This window comes from Streptomyces sp. CB02009 (assembly GCF_001905825.1).
Classification (GTDB): Bacteria; Actinomycetota; Actinomycetes; order Streptomycetales; family Streptomycetaceae; genus Streptomyces.
Genome location: NZ_LIVV01000009.1, coordinates 303,737 through 321,602, shown reverse-complemented (window position 1 = coordinate 321,602; position 17,866 = coordinate 303,737). Strand labels below are relative to the sequence as shown.

The 17,866-nt window shown below is 73.0% G+C and carries 15 protein-coding genes; 6 read left to right on the top strand and 9 right to left on the bottom strand.

Translation table 11 applies throughout. The features are described 5' to 3' along the window. Window positions 1-177 precede the first annotated feature (177 nt). From AMK27_RS32125 to AMK27_RS32115, 3 genes are all read right to left on the bottom strand, one after another. Window positions 178-648 carry a hypothetical protein gene (locus AMK27_RS32125; RefSeq protein WP_241847667.1) on the bottom strand — a complete coding sequence of 157 codons (471 nt, stop codon included), beginning with the start codon at window positions 646-648 and terminating at the stop codon, window positions 178-180. Between the two features lie 338 nt (window positions 649-986). After that, window positions 987-1,823, bottom strand: a complete 837-nt coding sequence (locus tag AMK27_RS32120; RefSeq protein ID WP_073916212.1) for a DUF4097 family beta strand repeat-containing protein — start codon at window positions 1,821-1,823, stop codon at window positions 987-989. A gap of 176 nt (window positions 1,824-1,999) precedes the next feature. Then, a complete protein-coding gene (locus tag AMK27_RS32115) occupies window positions 2,000-2,539 on the bottom strand; it encodes a hypothetical protein (protein ID WP_073916209.1) in 540 nt (179 codons plus the stop codon). 252 nt (window positions 2,540-2,791) lie between these two features. Here AMK27_RS32115 and AMK27_RS32110 point away from each other — a divergent pair, with 252 nt between their 5' ends. Next, window positions 2,792-4,447 carry a class I adenylate-forming enzyme family protein gene (locus tag AMK27_RS32110; RefSeq protein WP_073916615.1) on the top strand — a complete coding sequence of 552 codons (1,656 nt, stop codon included), beginning with the start codon at window positions 2,792-2,794 and terminating at the stop codon, window positions 4,445-4,447. A gap of 139 nt (window positions 4,448-4,586) precedes the next feature. Here AMK27_RS32110 and AMK27_RS32105 read toward each other — a convergent pair whose 3' ends face one another. After that, a complete protein-coding gene (locus AMK27_RS32105) occupies window positions 4,587-5,858 on the bottom strand; it encodes a M6 family metalloprotease domain-containing protein (RefSeq protein WP_073916206.1) in 1,272 nt (423 codons plus the stop codon). 486 nt (window positions 5,859-6,344) lie between these two features. On the opposite strand from AMK27_RS32105, the gene AMK27_RS32100 reads away from it, so the two are divergent. After that, window positions 6,345-7,010, top strand: coding sequence for a TetR/AcrR family transcriptional regulator (locus AMK27_RS32100; protein WP_073916202.1), 666 nt, complete (start codon window positions 6,345-6,347; stop codon window positions 7,008-7,010). Window positions 7,011-7,142: 132 nt separating this feature from the next. After that, complete coding sequence (locus AMK27_RS32095) at window positions 7,143-8,672, top strand: MFS transporter (protein ID WP_073916199.1); 1,530 nt, start codon at window positions 7,143-7,145, stop codon at window positions 8,670-8,672. A gap of 76 nt (window positions 8,673-8,748) precedes the next feature. On the opposite strand, the gene AMK27_RS32090 is transcribed toward AMK27_RS32095, so the two are convergent. Further along, window positions 8,749-9,237, bottom strand: a complete 489-nt coding sequence (locus tag AMK27_RS32090; RefSeq protein WP_198955972.1) for a MarR family winged helix-turn-helix transcriptional regulator — start codon at window positions 9,235-9,237, stop codon at window positions 8,749-8,751. A 125-nt stretch (window positions 9,238-9,362) separates the two neighbouring features. On the opposite strand from AMK27_RS32090, the gene AMK27_RS32085 reads away from it, so the two are divergent. Then, window positions 9,363-10,169, top strand: a complete 807-nt coding sequence (locus AMK27_RS32085; RefSeq protein ID WP_073916611.1) for a dioxygenase family protein — start codon at window positions 9,363-9,365, stop codon at window positions 10,167-10,169. 103 nt (window positions 10,170-10,272) lie between these two features. Here AMK27_RS32085 and AMK27_RS32080 read toward each other — a convergent pair whose 3' ends face one another. Further along, window positions 10,273-11,319: a questin oxidase family protein gene (locus AMK27_RS32080; RefSeq protein ID WP_073916195.1), complete on the bottom strand. Its 1,047-nt coding sequence runs from the start codon at window positions 11,317-11,319 to the stop codon at window positions 10,273-10,275. A 382-nt stretch (window positions 11,320-11,701) separates the two neighbouring features. Between AMK27_RS32080 and AMK27_RS32075 the strand changes: the two genes are divergently transcribed. Continuing rightward, window positions 11,702-12,703: a sigma-70 family RNA polymerase sigma factor gene (locus tag AMK27_RS32075; RefSeq protein ID WP_030315552.1), complete on the top strand. Its 1,002-nt coding sequence runs from the start codon at window positions 11,702-11,704 to the stop codon at window positions 12,701-12,703. Between the two features lie 309 nt (window positions 12,704-13,012). On the opposite strand, the gene AMK27_RS32070 is transcribed toward AMK27_RS32075, so the two are convergent. After that, window positions 13,013-13,972: a helix-turn-helix transcriptional regulator gene (locus tag AMK27_RS32070; RefSeq protein WP_073916608.1), complete on the bottom strand. Its 960-nt coding sequence runs from the start codon at window positions 13,970-13,972 to the stop codon at window positions 13,013-13,015. 62 nt (window positions 13,973-14,034) lie between these two features. Here AMK27_RS32070 and AMK27_RS32065 point away from each other — a divergent pair, with 62 nt between their 5' ends. After that, window positions 14,035-15,576, top strand: coding sequence for an MFS transporter (locus tag AMK27_RS32065; protein ID WP_073916191.1), 1,542 nt, complete (start codon window positions 14,035-14,037; stop codon window positions 15,574-15,576). Window positions 15,577-15,795: 219 nt separating this feature from the next. Here the strand turns inward: AMK27_RS32065 and AMK27_RS32060 are convergent, their stop codons facing one another. After that, window positions 15,796-16,638, bottom strand: a complete 843-nt coding sequence (locus tag AMK27_RS32060) for a DUF6227 family protein (RefSeq protein WP_231073968.1) — start codon at window positions 16,636-16,638, stop codon at window positions 15,796-15,798. 81 nt (window positions 16,639-16,719) lie between these two features. Beyond that, entirely contained in the window at window positions 16,720-17,841 is a 1,122-nt protein-coding gene (locus AMK27_RS32055; protein WP_073916184.1) for a P1 family peptidase, read from the bottom strand. Window positions 17,842-17,866 lie beyond the last annotated feature (25 nt).

Below are 17,866 nucleotides of genomic sequence, written 5' to 3'. Positions count from 1 at the left end.
ACTGCCCGACTGCTCTACGGCATGGCGCCATGGCGCCATGGCCGTCCCGGGCCTACAGGGGCCCGTGCGGGCGGTGAGGGGTGGGGTGGGCAGCGGGTGCGCCTATGGGCGCGAGAAGTGCGGTGCGCGTGAGCCCGCGTTGCGGCCTGGTGGTGCCGCCGTTCCCGGTCGGGTCGGTCAGGACGCGGTGGTGAGCGACTCGCGGCGCGTCGGGGACCGGTGGAGATCGTGGAGGTCGAGGACGACCGGCACGGGCTGCTTGCGGGCCGTGGCGAAGACGTACAGGCGCAGCGCGAGGAAGCGCCCGATGCCGGCGAGGCCTGAGGCGGAGAGGTAGACGGTCTGCTCGACGGCGAGACCCGGGGCGCTCTCGATCGCGTGCAGGAGCAGCATCGCGAGGGTGGTCACGGAGAAGGCGGCGGCGGCCGTTCCTGCGGACTGCAGGTGGTGGCGGAGGCCGCAGCGCAGCAGGCCGCGTCGGGTGGAGGGCCGGAGCCCCGACGCGAAGGTGAAGCGGGCGTGCAGCTCGGTCGCGAGGATCGTCGAGACGACGGTGACCAGCGCGTTGGCCAGCGCGAACGGTAGGAGGGCGGCGAGCAGAGCGACGGCCGCGCTGGACGCGAGGCCGACTCCGCCGCCGAATATCACGAAGCGAACGAAGGAGACCAAGGCGCCGGGAGCGCCGGGAGCGCCGGTGGCCCCGGGAGGGCCAGGAGCTCCGGCGGTTCCAGGAGCGTCGGCGGTGCCATGAGTGCTGGTGGCGTCTGTGGGGCCCGTGGCGCCTGTCGTGCCTGTGGAGCCTGTGGTGCCTGTCGTGCCTGTGGTGCCGGCGGCACCAACACGGCCGGTGGCCCCGGGAGCGCCGGTGGTGCCAAGAGCGCCGGTGGTGCCAAGAGCTCCGGTGGTGTCGGGAGCTCCGGTGGTGCTGGTCCGTGGTCCGCGTTCCATCGGGCTTCCCTCCCCCCTCGGTTCGTTGTGTCGGGCGGCTACGCGCGGCGGATGACGATGTCGCCGACGCTCGTACGGCCGCGGACCTCGACGGTCTCCTCGGACTGGCCCGGGCCCTCGGCCGCGCCCAGTTCGTTGCGTACGCGGCCGGCCGTGGACCGTACGTCGAGCCAGGCCGCGGTGCCCTCGGCGATGCCGACCTCGAGGCCACCGGCCGCGGAGTCGAGCGTGATCCGGCCGCGGACGACCTCGCCGAGGCGGATCGCGCCGCTGGCGGTCTTGGCGGTGACCGAGGACTCGGTACGGCCCACGCCGATGGGCCCGTTGGACGAGTTCACCCGCAGCTCGCCGGTGATCTTGCCGACCGTGGTCTCGCCGTTGAGGTTCCGGATCGTCGCCGAGCCGTCGATCCGGCCGATCCGCACCCGGCCGGAGCCGTGGATCTCGGTCTCACCGGTCGTGCTGTCGACGAGGATGTCGCCGTGCGAGGTCTTCAGCCGTACGGCCGCGGCGTCGTCCAGCTGGATGTCCCCGGCGGCGGTGGTGAGCCGGCAGTTCCCGAACAGGCCCTCGCCGATCAGCTCGCCGAGGCCCGTCCTGCAGGTCAGATCCGATCCGGCGGGCAGTTCGACGGTCACGTCGACCGCGCCGATCTTGCCGAAGAGGGAGCGCTTCTTAGGGCCCTTGACCAGCAGCTTTCCACCCGTGCAGGTCACGTTGGTCTCGGCGGCGGCCTGGACGTCGAGCTTGTCGCCGGGGTCGCTCGGCGTCACCTCGACGACGGTGTCGGTGCGCTTTCCCGCGACGATCCGGGCCCGCCCGATCTCGATCTCGACGGTGGCGGAGAGAGGTGCGGGGGTGTCGAACGTAGGCATGGCTGTGCCGTCCTTTGAGTGAGGAGAGAGGTGAGTGCTGGGGTGACGTGCCTCGGTGCGGCAGTGAGGTGGGTGCGCCGGCCCGGTGGGCTGCGCGGGGCCGGTGAGGTGCGCGGCCTGGTGGTGTGCGCGGGCCCGGTCCTGCGGGCGGGTGGCCGGCGGTGGCTCGCGGGCGGCTAGCGGACCCAGCCGGTGAAGCCCTGGCCGACGGAGGGGCCGGCGCCCGTCGTGCCCTTGCGGGTGGTGCGGCCCGCCGTGCCGCCCGGTTCGAGGGCGGCGGCCACGGCCCGGACGAGCCAGGCGTTGACCGAGAGTCCCTCGCGGCTCGCGGCCTCCTCGACACGGATCTTGAGCTGGGCCGGCGGCCGGAAGTTGATGCGGGAGGTGGCGCCGTCCTCGCCCTCCACGGGGGTCGCGACCGGGGGCGGCGGGGCCGCCAGTGCGGCCTCGGCCTCCTCGAAGTGGTCGGCGGTCGGCGGTGCGGTGACCACGAACTCGGGGTTCAGTCCGCGCAGCCGCAGATCGACCGAGCCGGGCGCGAGGTCGCGGGTGACTTCGTCCATCGCGTCCGACAGGGCGTTGAGCAGGGTCAGCCGGGCGGCCGACTCGAGCTGTCCGGTGAGCCGGTCCGCCAGGGCGCGGGCTTCGTCGCCGCCCGCCTGGGCGGCCACGCCGAGCTCATGGCGGAGATTGTCCACGTACGGGGTGAGGTCCATGACGCAATAGTGGCACCATCATGGCGCCATTGCAAGTCATCTGGCGCCACGGTGCGCCATGCTGCGCCAGAGTGTTGCCGGGTTGGCGCCATAGCGGCCGCCCGCCGAGCGCCACGGCGCCCGCCCTCGGCCCGCGCGCCCTCGGCCCGTGCGCCCTCCGTCGCGTGCCGTCGGGTTGACCCGGTTCGGGGGTGCGCATAGCGTCGCCGCGCTGGGACGACGAGCGGATGCTCAGGGGGTTGTGCGGTGGCGATGCCAGGTGGAGACGAGCGGCTCACTGCGGACGGGGCTCCCTTCGCCGTCGAGGACGGGGTGTACGCCTCCGGGCCCCGCACGCTCAGGGAGTTCGTCGAGGTCGTCTGGGGCTACGACGACCGGGTGTTCCTGGTGTCCGAGGACGGCCGGACGACCTACCGCGAGTTCTTCGACGCCGCCTGCGGACTGGCCCGGCGGCTCGTCGGCGAGTACGGGCTGACGCCGGGGGACCGGGCCGTGATCGCCATGCGGAACCACCCCGAGTGGCAGGTCGCCTTCTGGGCCGCCCAGCTCGCCGGGCTCGTCGCCGTACCGCTCAACGCCTGGTGGACCGAGGACGAGTTCACGTACGCCCTCGACGACTGCGCCCCCGCGGTGCTCCTCGTCGACGGGGAGCGGGTCGGGCGGGTACGGGAGTGGGCCGCCCGGAACCACGTGCCCGGCATCGTCTTCCACGGGGAGACCGGCGAGGACCTGCCGGAAAGCGGCTTCGTGCCGTACGTCCCCGACACCGACCCGTACCTCGGGCCGCCCCTCGTCGAGGTCCTGCCCGAGCACGACGCGACCATCATCTACACCTCCGGCACCACCGGGCGCCCCAAGGGAGCCGTCGCCACCCACCTCGCGCAGGCCGGGGCCGCCATGAACCCGCGGTACTTCGCCGCCGCCGCGGCCCTCGCGCGCGGGGACATCCCCGGGGCGGGGCCCGTACCCGTGTCGCTGACCACGTTCCCCTTCTTCCACGTGGCCGCGTTCACCTCGTTCTACGGGGTGATGGCGGCCGGCGGCACCCTGGTCATGATGCGGAAGTGGGACGCCGGCCGGGCCCTCGAACTGATCCGGGAGCACCGCGTCACCCACTACGCGGGCGTCCCCACCACCGCCCTGCAGCTGCTCGACCTCGCCCGCGCCACCGGCGACCCGCTCGACAGCCTCGTCCTCCTCAGCACGGGCGGGGCCGCCGCCCCGCCCGGCATCGTCGACGGCATCACCGCCGGGTACGGGGAGCGGCTGGAGCCCCGCAACGGCTACGGGCTCACCGAGACCAGCGGCGGTGTCCTGTCCAACGTCGGTGCGGAGTACCGCGCCCACCCCGGCAGCGTCGGCCGGCCGACGCCCGTCACCGAGGTGCGGATCGACGGGCCCGACGCCGGGGGCGTCGGCGAGCTGTGGCTGCGCGGGCAGTCGCTCGTCCGCGGCTACTGGGGCAACGAGGAGGCGACCCGCGCGGCGTTCTCCGAGGACGGCTGGTTCAGGACCGGGGACCTCGCGCGCGTGGACGCGGACGGCCGGGTGACGGTCGTCGACCGGCTCACCGACATGGTCGTCCGGGGCGGCGAGAACGTGTACTGCGTCGAGGTCGAGGACGTGCTGCAGCAGCACCCGGACGTCGTCGACGCCGCCGTCCTCGGCGTACCGCACCCGCTGCTGGGCGAGGAGGTCGCGGCCGTCGTCCGGCTGCGGCCCGGCGCCGCCGTGGGCGTCGACGAACTGCGCACGCACGTGGGCGCGCGCCTCGCCGCCTTCAAGGTGCCCGCCCATGTCCTCGTACGGGAGGAGGAGCTGCCCCGGAACCCGACCGGGAAGCTCCTCAAGAGGGAGCTGCGGGGCGCGCTGCCGGTCGTCCGGCAGGACGGCCTGGCCGGCGGCTAGGCGGTGGCCTGATGGGTGGCTCGCCCGGCGCCTCGACCGGCTGCTCAATCAACGGCCCGGGCGGCGCCCCGACCGATGGCGTGTGACCTGGGTGGAGGAGGCCGGTGCGTGAGCCGGGCGGTCGCCGACCGGTGCCGCCTCAGCTCCGGGTGATCCGTACCCGGTAGGTGCCGTTCTCGTCCTCGTCGAGCACGCTGATCCGTATGCCGTTGGCCCGGTCCGTGAACGTCTCCCCGGGGCGGTACGGCGCGTCCGACAGCTCCGCGTGCACGTTGGCGCGCCGGGTGCAGCCGCCGCTCGCGTGCTCGCTGTCGGAGACGGTCACCGGGCCGTGGCCGGTGTCCACGTCGGACTCCACCCGGTAGACGAGGACGCCGTGCTCGCAGACCGCCTCGTCGTTGCCCTCCTTGCTGCGGACCTCGACCGCGTACCCCGACGTGTCGGAGAGCGGGACGATCGCCAGCTTGGGGCCGCCGGCGACCGCCAGCGGGGTGAGCGTGTAGTCGCCCGTGCCGGTGGTGGACGCGCAGCCGATCTGGTCGTTGTCGAGCCAGCCCAGCTTCCACTTGTGCCAGCCGAGCAGGTCGTTGTTGGCCCCCCAGTCCTCGGACATGATGTCCCAGTGCCCGACGGTCCCGCCGCCGTCCGAGGTGTACAGGTCGGGCAGGCCGAAGACGTGCCCGTTCTCGTGCGGCAGGACCCGGTAGCCGGTCTCGCCGAAGCTGCCGGAGCCGTCGTCCTGACGGCTGTAGACGAAGGACGTGTTCGCCAGGGGTACGCCGTCCGCGTAGGGGGCGTCGTCGTTCCCCGAGAAGGTCACGGACAGGACGGTGTCGAGGGCGGAAGGCCCGGCGTTCGGCGTGACCAGGACGTTGACCAGGTCGTACGCGCTGAAGTCGACCTTCTGGTCGGCGGCCGTGACGATGTCCTCGACGAGGGAGCGGTAGCCCGGTTCGTACGGTGAGCCGCGCTCGATCCCGTACGCGGAGAAGGCCTTCGGCATGCGCAGCCAGTCGGGTATCGGGACCTCGGCCTGGTAGCGCAGCCGTCCGTACGAGCTGACGCGGAACCACTCGGCGGTCTGCGGGAAGAACTCCCGGAAGCGCCCCATCGCGGTGCCGTCCCCGGGGGCGTCGGGGAAGTCGATCATCAGGTTCAGTGCCCTGACCCGGCCCGTGGAACGCACGTACCCGGGGGCCGTGGGGAGCCCTTCCGACATCTGCACGCCCAGCGTGGTGGCGATACGGCAGGGGCCCAGCTGGGCGCCGTCGGGCGCGGCGGCCACGGGGCCGGCCGAGGCCGGTGCGGGCCCGGGGAGGGTGCTGCTGGCGGAGGCGAGCAGCGTGAGGGAGAGCGCCGTGGTCGCGGCCATGGCGACGGGTCTGCGTATCCGTCGTCGGGGGTGCTGCATACGGGCGCCTCTCCGGTGGGGGCAGGTCGGCGGCACGCCCCTTCCCGTTCTCGCGGGGTCGCGCTGTGCGATCACTCTGTGACGAGTGCTTCCGGCGCGCGCGCCGGGTGGCCCGATCGGTGGACCGGGCGGGAGCCCCCCGTCCGGCCGCGCCCGAGCAGTGATCGAGCCGCGATCCGGCCGCGCCCGAGCGGCGGCCGAGCCGCGATCCGGCCGCGCCCGAGCCGCGCCCGAGCGGCAGTCCAGCGGTGATCGGCCGCGGTTCCAGGCGGATTCGAGTATGTGGTCCAGGTCACACTTCATCCGGGAAATAACCGGGGACCTGGTCCCCGTTTATGACTGTGTTCAGCGAAGTGGGGACTGTGTCCCCGGATCGCATCCCCGGACGGCGTCCCAGGACGGCTAGGGGGACGCGTCCCCGCCGGACACTCAGTCCCCGCAAGACCCTCAGCCCTCAGCCCTCAGCCCTCAGAAGGAGGTCGTGGCGTGACCAGCACCGTCGCCGGTTCCGCGCCCGCCCGGCGCGTACCCCGCCCCCGCGCGGACGCCCTGCGCAACCGCGAGCGGATCGTGACGGCGGCCCGCGAGATGTTCGTCGAGTTCGGGTCCCAGGTGCCCTACGACGAGATCGCGCGCCGGGCCGGCGTCGGGAACGCCACGCTCTACCGGAACTTCCCCGAGCGCACCGACCTCGTCCACGAGGTCGTCCTCTCGCTCATGGCCCGCGTCACCGAGGTCGCCGAACGGGCCGCGGAGGAGGAGAGCGACACGTTCGCCGCCCTCCGCCGCTTCACCCTCGGCGCCGCCGACGAGCGCGTCGGTGCCCTGTGCCCGATGCTCGACGGAGCCTTCGACAAGGACCACCCCGACCTGATCGCCGAGCGCGAGCGCCTGGAGGAGGCCGTCCAGGGCCTCGTGGACCGGGCGCAGCGGGCCGGCCGGCTGCGCACCGACGTGGGCGTCGGGGACCTGATGGTGGCCCTGTCCCAGCTGACCCGGCCGCTGCCCGGTTCGGGCTGCGCGTCCTTCGACCAGTTCGTCCGCCGTCACCTGCTGCTCTTCCTCGACGGCCTCGAGGCGCCCGCGCGCTCCGAGCTGCCCGGGAAGGCCGCGACCCTGGAGGACCTGAGACGCGACACCTGCTCGTCGTGAGCGCGCTCTCCGTGAGCGTCCTCCCCCGGGGTTCCGGGCCGGCCTGATCCGGCCCGCGTAACCCGCGCCCCGCCCTTCGACTTACCTTCACGTCCCTTTTTCACCAGTACGCGCCAAGAGGTGGCTACCCCCATGCCGAAAGTCCCCGACAACACCGTGACCCACCCCGACCCGGGCCGCTGGAAGGCGCTCGTCTTCATCGCGCTCGCCCAGCTGATGGTCGTGCTCGACGCGACCATCGTGAACATCGCGCTGCCCTCCGCCCAGCAGGACCTGGGGATCTCGGACGGCAACCGGCAGTGGGTCATCACCGCCTATGCCCTCGCCTTCGGCGGACTGCTCCTCTTCGGCGGCCGCATCGCCGACCTGTGGGGCCGTAAGCGCACCTTCGTCGTCGGCCTGATCGGCTTCGCCCTGGCGTCCGCCCTCGGCGGCGCCGCGACCGGCGAGGCCATGATGCTCGGTGCCCGCGCGCTCCAGGGCGCCTTCGGCGCGCTCCTCGCGCCCGCCGCGCTCTCGCTGCTCGCCGTGACCTTCACCGACGCCAAGGAGCGCGCGAAGGCCTTCGGCATCTACGGCGCGATCGCCGGCGGTGGCGGCGCCGTGGGCCTGATCCTCGGCGGTTTCCTCACCGAGTACCTGAACTGGCGCTGGACCTTCTTCGTCAACATCCCGTTCGCGATCGTCGCCGCGGTCGGCGCGTACCTCGTCATCCGTGAGCCCGCCGGCAGCCGCAACCGCTCCACGCTCGACATCCCCGGCGTCATCCTGTCCACGCTGGGTCTGGTCGCGCTCGTCTACGGCTTCACCCGCGCCGAGTCCGAGGGCTGGAGCGACGCCGGCACGATCGGCATGTTCGTCGGCTCCGCCGTGCTGCTCGCCGCCTTCGTGCTCACCGAGGCGAAGGTGAAGTCCCCGCTGCTGCCGCTGCGCGTCCTGACCGACCGCAACCGCGGTGGCGTCTACCTGTCGCTGGGTCTCGCCGTCATCGCGATGTTCGGCCTGTTCCTCTTCCTGACCTACTACCTGCAGGTCGTGAAGGGCTACTCCCCGGTCATGACGGGCTTCGCGTTCCTCCCGATGATCGCGGGCATGATCATCGGCTCGACGCAGATCGGTACGCGGCTGATGACCCGCGTTCCGCCGCGACTGCTCATGGCCCCGGGCTTCCTGACCGCCGGCGTCGGCATGCTGCTGCTCACCCAGCTGGAGATCGGCACCTCCTACGCCGGTCTGATCCTGCCCGCGCAGCTGCTGCTCGGCCTCGGCATGGGTACGGCGTTCATGCCGGCCATGTCGCTCGCCACGCACGGCGTGGACCCGCGGGACGCCGGTGTGGCCTCCGCGATGGTCAACACCTCGCAGCAGGTCGGCGGCGCCATCGGTACGGCCCTGCTGAACACGATCGCCGCCTCGGCGACCACCGCGTACCTCACGGACAACGCGGCGGGCGCGACCACGCCGGCTGCGCAGAAGCTGCTCCAGCTCCAGGGCATGGTCGAGGGCTACACCGCGGCCATCTGGTGGGCCGTCGGCATCCTGGTCGCCTCGGCCGTGATCGCCTTCACCCTGATCAACACCGGGAAGCCGGACACCGGCGTCGTCGCCGGGTCCGGTGAGGGCGCGGAGGACGAGGTGAAGGTGCCGGTCATCGTCCACTGATCCCGTACGTCGTGCGGCTCCTGTGATCCCGTAGGACCCGTACGTCGTCTGGTTCCTGCCCTGGTTCGGCTGCTCGTCAGCGGAGCCAGGGCAGGTCCGCGTCCGGGTCCGCGGGTTCGAGGCCCTCGGCCATCACGCGCATGATGGCGCCGAGCTGCTTCACCTGCTCGGGGGAGAGCCGGTCGAAGAGGGCCTGGCGTACCGCCGCCACATGGCCGGGGGCGTTCTGCCGGAGGACCTCCATGCCCTCGTCCGTGAGCCGGGCGAACTGGCCCCGCTTGTCGGAAGGGCAGTTCTCGCGCCGTACCCAGCCGCTCTTCTCCAGGCGGGCGATGGCGTGGGAGAGGCGGGAGCGGGTGATCTTGGCGCTCTTGGCCAGCTCGGTCATCCGCAGCCGGCGGCGCGGGGCCTGGGAGAGCTGGACGAGCAGTCCGTAGTAGATGTGCGGCATCCCGGCGTCGCGCTGCAGCTGGCGGTCGAGGTGGTCCTCGAGGAGCGTGGTGGCGTGCAGGTACGCGCGCCAGACGTGCTGCTCCTCGTCGGTGAGCCAGCGGGGTTCGGTCATGTCTCCCATGGTGCCCAATCGTACGACTCATTCTTGAAAGTTGAACTACATAGGTCTACGGTAGGTGGCAGGTAGCTTGAAGTTTCAAGGACCTGCCCCAGATCGAGAGACCGGAGGTGGTCGCCATGGACGCCACGCTGGAAACAGAGGCCACGCGGGCACGCATGCCCGCCCTGTACCTGTCCCACGGCGCCCCGCCGCTCGCCGACGACCCCGTCTGGCCCGGCGAACTCGCCGCGTGGTCCGCGGACCTTCCGCGCCCCAGGGCCATCCTCATGGTCTCCGCCCACTGGGAGGAGGCCCCGCTGGCCCTCGGTGCCACCGAGACCGTCCCGCTCGTCTACGACTTCTGGGGCTTCCCCGAGCACTACTACCGCGTCCAGTACGCGGCCCCCGGCGCGCCGCAGCTCGCCGAGGCCGTCCGCAAGCTGCTCCGCGCGCCCGGCACGCCCGTCCAGGACATCCCCGACCGGGGCCTCGACCACGGCGCGTACGTGCCGCTCGTCGAGATGTTCCCGGACGCCGACATCCCCGTCCTGCAGATCTCCATGCCCACCCTCGACCCGCGCCGCCTCATGGACATCGGACGCAGGCTCGCCCCGCTCCGCGACGAGGGCGTCCTGATCGTGGGCAGCGGCTTCTTCACCCACAACCTGGCCGCCCTCCGGCACACCGGCGGCGGGGTGCCGGGCTGGTCGGCCGAGTTCGACGCCTGGGGGCACGAGGCCCTCGCCGCGCGGGACGTCGACGCGCTCCTCGACTTCGAGCACAAGTCCCCGGCCGGGCGTCTCGCCCACCCGCGTACGGAGCACTTCGCCCCCCTCTTCGTCACGATGGGCGCGGCGGACGCGGCGGGCGACCTCGACGCGGAGCGGTCGGTCATCGACGGGTTCTGGATGGGACTGGCCAAGCGGTCGGTGCAGTTCGGCTAGCCGCCGGGGCCGGACCCACCGCCCGATCCGGGCCCGCGCTTCGGTCCCGGTGCCGGTCCCGTCGCCGGTGCCGGACCTGGTCCCGGTCCCACCGTGCACCGGCTCACTGGAGCAGCGGTGGATTCAGTTCGATCGAGCGGATCGCGGCGGCCAGGGCGAGCGGGTCGCCGACGTCGAGCGCCGTGTCGGTGAACTTGATCGTGTGGTCGTCGCCGTGCGCCGCCGCCCGCTCGAAGACCTCCTCGGCGGTGAGGAGGGTGGGCGTGTACGCGGCCGGCTCCGGCGGCGTGTACGCGGCGGTCACCGCCGCCGCGGCCGTCCACGCCGCCGCCAGGCTCGGCGCCCACAGTTCGCGCGGGAGCGCGGGCAGGGCGCGCAGGACCGCGTTGGGCGCGGTCGCCGCGTGGACCAGCATGATCGGCTCGCCGTGGCCGTGGGTCGCGTACCGGTGGGTGGCCGCCGTGACCAGCTCGGTGAGCAGGGCCTTCGCGGTGTCGGGGTCCGAGGCCGCGCCCCAGACAGGGAACGCCGTCAGCTGCGGGAGCCGGTCGCGGATCCCGCCCTCCTGTACCGGAACCGGTGGCACGGCGTCGAGCGCGGCGGCCGCCGACGGCGCCACGGCCAGCGCGGCGAGCTTCGGCAGCGGCGTGTTGCGGGCCGCCCAGTAGCCGAGGGCGTGCGCGAGCTCGGCGAGGCGGGGCGCGGTCGTTCCGCCGCCGCCCGCTGCCTCCTCGGACTCCAGGAGGGTCCGTACGGCGTGACCGGTACGGATCACGGGGTGCGTCGCCGAGGCCGAGATCCCCGGCAGCAGCCGCGGCCACCAGACGGCGAGGACCTCCCGCCAGGGGTGCTCGGCGAGCTCGCGGCCGAAGAAGCGGGTCCAGTCGGTGATCCGGACCGGGTCGCCGAGCGCCTCGCGCCAGCCGTCGGCCGTCACCGGCCGGGACGGCGGGGGCAGCTCCTCCAGCTTGTGCGCGTAGTGATCCAGCCAGCGGTGCACGGTCGGGGCCTGGCCGTTGCGGACCAGGGCCTCGACGGCCATCGGGGCGTGGTTGGTGAGCCAGCCGTTGCGCTCGGGGCCCGTGGTGTGGAGGCGTTCGAGGGCTTCGTCGAGGGTGCCGGATGCGTCGGTGCCGGATGCGTCGCTCATGGGGCGACGCTAGGGCGGGGGAGGGGCGGGCCGTAACGGGCTCGGGACCTAGTCCGGGAGGCCGAGAGGGCTCCGCCTCCGGGCGCGCAACCCGATGGCCCGTCCACGCGTCTTGAGGGATGACGTCGCATGTGATCGCGGTCTCACCGACGGCGTGGTCGGGGACCCCGCGAGCGACGTCGAATCACCCCTCGTGCCCGGTCTGACCTGCACCTCCGTGGGTGCCGCCGGCATGCCCGCACGGGCGGCGGCCGCGCAGGATACTGCATGATCGCGAAAATCCATGAGCCGGGTGGGAATTCTGTCCTGATTCCAGTCGTTGTTTCCGTCGGATGCAGGGCACCCGAAAAGGTGTCGCGACCTACTCAGCAAGGGAGCACGCATGGCAACCCGTGCCGTCGCCCGTCGTCAGACCTCCGCCAAGAGCGGGGCCGCACGGGCAAGCAGCGTTCGCGCCGTGGGCGGGGAGATCGCCGACCGCGACCTGGTCGGCATGTACCTCGACGAGATCGCGCGTACGCCCCTGCTCGACGCCGCCAAGGAGGTCGAGCTCTCCCAGACGATCGAGGCGGGCGTCTACGCCCGGCAGATACTCGACGGCGAGGTGGAGTCCGAGGCCGGCGGCGCGTCCCGCGAGGAGCTCGAAGCCCTCTACGAGGCGGGCGAGCGTGCCAAGGACCTCTTCATCAAGTCCAACCTGCGGCTCGTGGTGGCCGTCGCCCGGCGCTACCCGCGCAGCGGGCTGCCGCTGCTCGACCTGATCCAGGAAGGGAACGCGGGTCTGGTGCGCGCGGTCGAGAAGTTCGACTACGCGAAGGGCTTCAAGTTCTCCACGTACGCCACGTGGTGGATCCGCCAGGCCATCACCCGGTCCATCGCCGACCAGTCCCGCACGATCCGGCTCCCCGTCCACCTGGTGGAGGAGCTCGGCCGGATCCGCCGGGTGCAGCGCGAGTTCAACCGGGAGCACGGCCGCGAGCCGGAGCCGGCGGAGATCGCGGCCGAGCTGGACACGAAGCCCGAGCGGGTCGTCGACGTGCTCGACTGGGCGCGAGACCCGGTCTCGCTGAACATGTCGGTGGACGACGAGGGCGAGACGCAGTTCGGCGACCTCCTGGAGGACACGTCGGCGATCTCGCCCGAGCAGTCGGTGCTCACGCTGCTGCGCAGCGAGGAGCTCGACGACCTCATCGACAAGCTGGACCACCGGACGGCCTCGATCATCCGCATGCGGTACGGGATCGAGGACGGGCGCGAGCGGACGCTGACGGAGGTCGGCAAGCAGCACGGCCTGACGCGCGAGCGGATCCGGCAGATCGAGAAGCACGCGCTGCTCGAACTGAAGAAGATGGCGCACGACACGGGCTTCGACGCGGTGGCCTAGAGCGGCCGGCGCCCCGGACGCACGCAGCGGCCCCGGGGGCCCGGGGCAAGCCCCCGGGCCCCCGGGGCCCGTGCTGCCCGGGGCCCGTGCTGCCCGGGGCCCGTGCTGCCCGGGGCCCGTGCTGCCCGGGGTCCCGTGCTGCGCCGGTAGGACCGGCGCCGCCCAGGGCCCGCACCGCCCCAGGCCCCACGCGCCCCCGAGGGTCACACGCTGCCTGACGGCCCACGCGCCGCCCGAGGACCCCGCGCAGCCCAGGGCCACGCGCCGCCCGACGGCCCACGCGTGCCGCCCGAGGGCCCCGCTCCGCCCTCACCCCGTCGTCGATGCCGTCAGTCGGGTCGCCAGGTCTTCCACGTAGGTCAGGAGGGACGGCGGGCCCTGGATCGTGAAGGGGGCGTCCACCAGGGCCAGGCGGATGGCCAGCCATTCGACCGAGTCCGTCGAGCGGGTGCGCAGGCGGCAGGTCGTCGGGCCCGTCGCCGTCGGGACCAGGTGGGACGGCAGCCGCGCCGTGACGAAGTCGGCCGGCGCCTCGAAGGTGACGTCCAGGTCGAGCTCCGGCTGCGCCCGCGACATCGAGCGGACCAGCAGCTGTGCCGCGTCGCCCGCCGGGAGCTCCCGCGGTGTGAAGCGGGCCCCGGTGGCGAGCGGGTCGCTCACCCGGTCCACCCGGAAGGTCCGCCAGTCCTCCCGGCCCAGGTCGTACGCCACGAGGTACCACCGGCGCCCGGTGGAGACCAGCCGGTAGGGCTCGACCAGGCGCTTCGACTCGGCGCCGTCGCCCGCCCGGTACCCGAAGCGGAGCTTCTCGCGGCCGGTGACCGTGCCGGCCAGGGTGGTCAGGGTGGCGGGGGTGACCGTCGCGCCGTCCCCCCGCGTCAGCGGGAGCGTCGCGTTCTGGAGGGTCGAGACCCGGTGCCGCAGCCGCGCCGGCAGGACCTGCTCCAGCTTCGCCAGGGCCCGTACCGACGCCTCCTCGACGCCCTCGATCGCGTGTCCCGCCCCCGCCCGCAGTCCGACCGCGATGGCGACGGCCTCCTCGTCGTCGAGGAGGAGCGGAGGCATGGCCGTACCGGCGACGAGCCGGTAGCCGCCGACCGCGCCGAGGGTGGCCTCGACGGGGTAGCCGAGGTCGCGGAGCCGGTCGATGTCCCGGCGGATGGTGCGCGGGGAGACCGAGAGGCGTTCGGCGAGCTCGCTTCCGGGCCACTCGCGCGGGGTCTGAAGGAGCGAGAGCAGATTCAGGAGTCGTACCGGGGTGTCCGTCATACGTTTCAGGATGAGGGCCATCTAGGCCATCATTTGACCTAGATGGCCTTTATCTTCTCCGTATGAGTGCACACGAAGCCGACGCCGTCACGGACGCGGCCCCCACCGACACGTCCGACAAGCGGCGCTGGATAGCCCTGGCCATCGTCATGACGGCCGCCTTCATGGACCTGGTCGACGCCACGATCGTCAACATCGCGATCCCGAGCATCGAGCGGGACCTCGGCGCCTCCTTCGGGGCCATCCAGTGGATCACCGCGGGGTACGCGCTCGCGTTCGCCGCCGGCCTGATCACCGGCGGCCGGCTCGGCGACATCTACGGCCGCAAGCGGCTGTTCCTCCTCGGCACGGCGGGCTTCACGATCGCCTCCGCCCTCTGCGGTTTCGCGGCCAACCAGGAGATGCTGGTCGGCTCCCGCCTGCTCCAGGGCGCGGCGGCCGCGATGATGGTGCCGCAGGTGCTGTCGATCATCCACGTCACCTTCCCCGCGCACGAGCGCGGCAAGGTCTTCGGGATGTTCGGCGCGATCATCGGTCTGGGCGCGGTCTCCGGCCCGCTCCTGGGCGCGCTGCTCACGCAGTGGAACATCGCGGGCCTGGAGTGGCGTCCGATCTTCCTCATCAACCTGCCGGTCGGCATCGCGGGTCTGCTCCTGGGCCGCAAGTTCATCACCGAGTCGAAGGCCCCGAAGGCGCTGCGGCTCGACATGGTCGGTGTGCTCCTGGTGACGGCGGCGCTGCTGATGCTGATCTACCCGCTGACCCGCGGCCGTGAGCTGGACTGGCCGCTGTGGGGCCACCTGATGATGGCCGGCAGCCTGGTCGTGTTCGGCGCGCTCATCGCGTACGAGAAGTACAAGACGAAGAAGGACGGCTCGCCGCTCGTCGAACTGTCGCTGTTCAAGGTGAAGAGCTTCGCGGCGGGTATCGCGGTGCAGCTGACCTTCGGTGTCGTGATGGGCATCTTCTTCCTGGTCTGGACGCTGTACATGCAGATCGGCCTGGGGTGGAGCCCGCTGCGGGCGGGTCTGACGGGTGTGCCGTTCTCCATCGCGGTGTCGACGGCGGCCGGTCTCTCGGTGCAGAAGCTGGTGCCGCGCTTCGGCCGGAAGGTGCTCCAGGCGGGTGCGCTGACGATGATCGCGGGCGTGCTGCTCTACCTCTTCGAGGCGGGCCGGTACGGGACGGAGATCGAGTCCTGGCAGATGATCCCGCCGCTGGTGGTCATGGGCCTCGGCATGGGCCTCATCGTGGCGCCGCTGACGGACGCGGTCCTGTCCGAGGTGCCGAAGGAGCACGCGGGCTCGGCCTCGGGTCTGATCAACACGACCGGGCAGATGGGCAACGCGCTCGGCCTCGGCCTGGTGTCGGTCGTCTTCTTCGGCGTCATCGACGGCAAGCCCGCGCCGAAGTCCCCGACCGAGGCGGGCCTGGCGTTCGCCGACGCCTTCCAGAACGCGATGGGCTGGGTGGCGGTCGTGCTCGCCGTGATCTTCGTGGTGATGTTCGCGCTTCCGGCGAAGCCGAAGCAGCACCTGGAGGGCGGCGACGGCGGCGACGAGGGCGACGCCGTGATCGAGAAGGAGCCGGTGCTCGCGCACTGAGCCGACCGCCGACGCGTCGAGCGGACCGCGCACGCGTCGAGCAGGCCGCACGAAGGGCCCTGGTCCCGGGAATCGTCCCGGGAGCAGGGCCCTTCGTGCTGTTCCGGCACCGACGGCGGAGGCGGCCCCGGACCCCGGCCCCGGCCTCGGCTCCGGACGGCGACCAGGCCCCGTCCGGGACGGGGCGCGGCGACAGCCGGCAGGACGGTCACGAGGCGGTCAGCGGACGCGGGAGCGGGACTCCATCGCGTCGCGGGCCGCGCGCTCGTCCTCGTACACCTCGCACATGTGGCGGCCGTCCGGTGTCGCCGTGTGCTCGACCTCCCAGAGGCTCACCTCGCTGCCGTCGAGCAGCAGGAACTGGTGCTCGTAGAGGGTGAAGCCGGCGTCCCGGCCGCCCTCCACCGGGCAGTGGCGGCCGAAGGCCTGGGTGATGTGGTGGGCGAAGGCCAGCCGGAGCCGGCGGGCCGTCGCGCGGCCGGGCCGGTCCGCGTTCTCCGCGCGGCGCAGGACGCGGCGCGCGTGGTCGGCGGACTTGTCCGGCACGTACATCCGGGGCTGGGCGGGTATCGGGCGGGCGAGCAGCGCGCTCAGCAGCTCCAGGTCGTCGTCGTCCTCGAAGGCGCGCCCGTCGGAGTGCTCGGCGGTCCAGCCGGGCAGCGGGCCGGTGGGCAGGCGGGAGGCGGCGAGCCGGGCCTCCGACTCCTCGGCGTACAGCTCGTGCTGCTCGGCGCCGTCCCGGCCGGCGTTGTGCGTGAGCTCCCAGAGGCTGAGGGCCGAGCCGTCGCTCAGCAGATACGTGTGGCGGTAGGTCGCGCGGTGCAGCGACGCGCTGTGGTGCGAGGAGTGGAGCGCGCTGGAGTGCGCGAGCGCCGTGTCGAGGCGCTCGACGGTCGAGTCGGGCAGGTCGAAGGAGTTGAGCGCCCGGCCGAGGAGCCGCTCAAGGTGCGTCTCGGTCGTCTCGTACGGATCGTGAGGATCCTGCGGATCGTTCAAGAGGGTCTCCAGGCCGTCGCCGCATGTCACTTGGTGCTTGCTTAACGTAGTCCCTGGGTCCGACATCGCGTCCGGGGTTCCGGAAAACGAAGGGCGTCGGAGGGAAGTTCCCGCCCTCCGGACGGGTTCACCCCAACTCCCTTGCAGTTACCGGGAGTACGGCTCTGATCGCGGTCGGTCCGCCGCGCCCGGACCGCCGTAGAGCTCACGGTACGAGGGGAAGTCCCCACCCGGTCCGCGCAGGCCTCCGGGGGCCGCGAGCACCGCCCGGACGATCGCCCGCGCCACCAGGTCCGCGCCGGCCGCCAGGACCTCGTTCAGGGCCAGCGGGCCGGGACCCTCCGGGAGTTCGCGGGACCCGGTGGCGAGGGTGAAGACGGTGTCGCCGTCGTTCATGAGGTGCACCGGGCGCACGGCGCGCGCGATGCCGTCGTGCGCCGTGCCCGCGACCTTCTGCGCCTGCGCGCGGGTCAGCACGGCGTCGGTCGCGACGACGGCGAGCGTGGTGTTCAGCGGGGGCGGGGCGGCCGCCGCCCGCGCCTCGGCGAGGCGCCGCAGCGCGGCCTGGTGCACCGCCGGATCGGGGAAGGAGGGCAGGCCGCCGGGGAAGGAGGCCCCGGGGTCGGGGTCTCCGTAACTCCCGTAGAGGGCACCCGTGGCCGGGTCGACGGCCGAACCCACCGCGTTCACCACCACGAGGACGCCGACCGTGATCCCCGACGCCAGGACGGTGCTCGCCGTGCCCACCCCGCCCCGCAGGCCGCCGACCACGGCGCCCGTGCCCGCGCCGACCGCGCCCGTCTCCACGCGCGCGTGGTCCCCGCTCGCGTCGGCCGCCTCCACCGCCGCCCGCCCCGTCGCCGGACCGGGCCTGGCCGTGAAGTCACCGCCCCTGCCGAGGTCGAAGACGCACGCGGCGGGCACGACGGGCACGACGTGGGAGGGGTTGGGCCCCACCCGCACGCCCCGGTGCCGCTCCTCCAGCCAGGCCATCACCCCGGCGGCGGACTCCAGGCCGTACGCGCTGCCGCCGGTCAGGACGACGGCGTCGATCCGCTGGACGACGTTGCGCGGGTCGAGCGCGTCCGTCTCCCGCGTACCCGGCCCGCCGCCTCGTACGTCCACGGCGGCGACGGCGCCGCCCGCCGGGGCGAGCACCACGGTCGTCCCGCTCAGTGCCCCGTCGCCCGGCACGCGCGCGTGTCCCACGCGCAGTCCGCGCACATCGGTGATCGAGTCCGTCGTCCCGCGCTGTTCGGGCTGTGTCATGTCCCCTGCCTACCACGCGTACCGG

What these genes read in the sequence shown, in the direction of transcription:
- AMK27_RS32095 (WP_073916199.1), top strand. Translation starts at nt 7,143, where the DNA reads ATGCCGAAAGTCCCCGACAACACCGTGACCCACCCCGACCCGGGCCGC.
- AMK27_RS32055 (WP_073916184.1), bottom strand. Translation starts at nt 17,841, where the DNA reads ATGACACAGCCCGAACAGCGCGGGACGACGGACTCGATCACCGATGTG.
- AMK27_RS32065 (WP_073916191.1), top strand. Translation starts at nt 14,035, where the DNA reads ATGAGTGCACACGAAGCCGACGCCGTCACGGACGCGGCCCCCACCGAC.
- AMK27_RS32115 (WP_073916209.1), bottom strand. Translation starts at nt 2,539, where the DNA reads ATGGACCTCACCCCGTACGTGGACAATCTCCGCCATGAGCTCGGCGTG.
- AMK27_RS32120 (WP_073916212.1), bottom strand. Translation starts at nt 1,823, where the DNA reads ATGCCTACGTTCGACACCCCCGCACCTCTCTCCGCCACCGTCGAGATC.
- AMK27_RS32085 (WP_073916611.1), top strand. Translation starts at nt 9,363, where the DNA reads ATGGACGCCACGCTGGAAACAGAGGCCACGCGGGCACGCATGCCCGCC.
- AMK27_RS32070 (WP_073916608.1), bottom strand. Translation starts at nt 13,972, where the DNA reads ATGACGGACACCCCGGTACGACTCCTGAATCTGCTCTCGCTCCTTCAG.
- AMK27_RS32090 (WP_198955972.1), bottom strand. Translation starts at nt 9,237, where the DNA reads ATGACCGAACCCCGCTGGCTCACCGACGAGGAGCAGCACGTCTGGCGC.
- AMK27_RS32075 (WP_030315552.1), top strand. Translation starts at nt 11,702, where the DNA reads ATGGCAACCCGTGCCGTCGCCCGTCGTCAGACCTCCGCCAAGAGCGGG.
- AMK27_RS32105 (WP_073916206.1), bottom strand. Translation starts at nt 5,858, where the DNA reads ATGCAGCACCCCCGACGACGGATACGCAGACCCGTCGCCATGGCCGCG.
- AMK27_RS32110 (WP_073916615.1), top strand. Translation starts at nt 2,792, where the DNA reads ATGCCAGGTGGAGACGAGCGGCTCACTGCGGACGGGGCTCCCTTCGCC.
- AMK27_RS32080 (WP_073916195.1), bottom strand. Translation starts at nt 11,319, where the DNA reads ATGAGCGACGCATCCGGCACCGACGCATCCGGCACCCTCGACGAAGCC.
- AMK27_RS32060 (WP_231073968.1), bottom strand. Translation starts at nt 16,638, where the DNA reads ATGTCGGACCCAGGGACTACGTTAAGCAAGCACCAAGTGACATGCGGC.